Below are 2,195 nucleotides of genomic sequence, written 5' to 3'. Positions count from 1 at the left end.
TGCACCACACCCAACACCCGGTGCACCACCGACCGCACACCCACCGGCACATCCACACCGGCATCGACATCGGCACCGCAGTCCAGGACCACCGTCTCCGGCACGTCCTCGGCCTCCGCCGCCTCTTCCCACGGCGTCCACGCCGCACCGGCGGCACCGGCAGTCCCCGGGACCCACTCGATGCCGTACAGCGCACCCGCGTCACCGGACGCCGTACCGAGCTGGTCCGCCGACACCGGACGGCCCGCCATGGACCCGACCGACATCACGGGCGCACCGGTCACGTCGGCCACGGACAGGGTGACGGCACGGCCGTCCAGCTTGCCTATGCGGACGCGGACGGCGGTGGCGCCGACCGCGTGCAGGCGCACGCCGTTCCAGGCGAACGGAATCACCGTCTCACCCTCACCGTCGTTCAGGATCGCCGCGTGCATCGACGCGTCCAGCAACGCCGGATGCAGACCGAACCCACCGGCCCCACCCACCGACTCCTGCGGCAGAGCGACCTCCGCGAACAACTCCTCACCCCGACGCCACGCCGCACGCAACCCACGGAACACCGGACCATAGCCATAACCACGCTCACGGAAGACCTCGTACGCACCCTCCACCGGCACCACCTCCGCACCCACCGGAGGCCACTGCGCCAGATCGAACTCCGCCGGCACCACACCCTCCACCAGGAACCCGGAAGCATGGGTGGACCACGGGGCGTCCTCGGCGCCTTCCGGACGGGAGTAGACGGCGAGCGTGCGGTGGGCGGCGTCCTGCGGTCCCACCACGACACGGACCTGAACGGCGCCCTGTTCGGGCAGCACCAGCGGTGCTGCCAGCGTCAGTTCGTCCAGCGTCGCGCAGCCCACGGCCTCGCCGGCCTTCAGGGCGAGTTCCACCAGCCCTGTGCCGGGCAGCAGGGTGCGGCCCAGGACCACGTGATCGGCCAGCCACGGCTGCGCCTCCACCGACAGCCTGCCCGTCAGCACCACACCACCCGAGTCCGGCAGCGCCACCACCGCACCCAGCAACGGGTGATCGGACGCGTCCAGACCGGCTGCGCGGGCGTCGGCCGCTGCGGTGACCGTGCTGTTCTCCGGCCAGTACGTACGGCGCTGGAAGGCGTAGGTCGGCAGGTCGACGGTGCGGGCGCCGGTGCCGGTGAAGTACGCGGCCCAGTCCACCCGGGCCCCGGCCACGTGCAGCCGGGCCAGCGCGGTCAGTGCCGCCGATTCCTCGTCGCGGTCCTTGCGCAGCAGCGGGATCAGGTGTGCCTCGTCGCCGGTGCTCTCGCGGGCCATGCCGCTCAGCACACCGTCCGGGCCCAGCTCGACGAAACGGGTGACTCCCTGCCCGGCCAGCGCACGGACTCCGTCGGCGAAGCGTACGGCCTCACGGACATGGGTCACCCAGTAGGCGGGCGTGGTGAGTTCGCCGGAAGCGGCGATGCGGCCGGTCACGTTGGAGACGACGGGCAGCAACGGGTCGGCGTAGGAGAGGTTCTCGGCGACCGCGCGGAACTCCTCCAGCATCGGCTCCATCAACGGCGAGTGGAAGGCGTGCGACACCCGCAGCCGGGACACACGACGCCCCAGCCCGCGGAACACCCCGGCAACCGCCTCCACCGCGGCCTCGGCACCCGAGACCACCACCGACGACGGGCCGTTGACGGCCGCGACCGACACCTCGTCGGTCAGGTGCGGCAGGACCTCCGCCTCCGCCGCCTCCACGGCGACCATGACACCACCGGCCGGCAGCGCCTGCATCAGCCGGCCACGCGCGGCCACCAACGCACACGCGTCCGCCAGGGAGAACACACCCGCCACATGCGCGGCAGCCACCTCACCGATCGAATGCCCGGCCACGAACTCCGGCCGCACACCCCACGACTCCACCAACCGGAACAACGCCACCTCGACCGCGAACAACCCCGCCTGCGCATAAGCGGTCCCGTTCAGCGCCTCCGCGTCCTCACCCCACACGACCTCACGCAACGGCCGGTCCAGGTGCTCGTCCAGGCCCACGCACACCGCGTCGAACGCCTCCGCGAACACCGGGAAACGAGCGTGCAGTTCACGACCCATACCGAGGCGCTGCGCACCCTGACCCGAGAACAGGAACGCCGTGCGACCTCCATCGGCCACGCCCTCCACGACACCCGCGTCCGGGAGACCCGCCGCGAGCGCCTCCAGGGCAGTGGT

At 71.8% G+C, this 2,195-nt stretch carries 1 protein-coding gene; it reads right to left on the bottom strand.

The genetic code is table 11. From position 1 onward, the window contains the following. Positions 1 to 2,078, bottom strand: a 2,078-nt coding sequence (locus AB0A94_RS38630) for an acyltransferase domain-containing protein (RefSeq protein WP_361751710.1), incomplete at its 3' end; no start/stop codon positions are given. Between the last annotated feature and the right edge of the window lie 117 nt (positions 2,079 to 2,195).

Source organism: Streptomyces sp. NPDC044984, from assembly GCF_040646935.1.
Lineage (GTDB): Bacteria > Actinomycetota > Actinomycetes > Streptomycetales > Streptomycetaceae > Streptomyces.
This window is presented reverse-complemented; position numbering and strand designations above follow the sequence as displayed.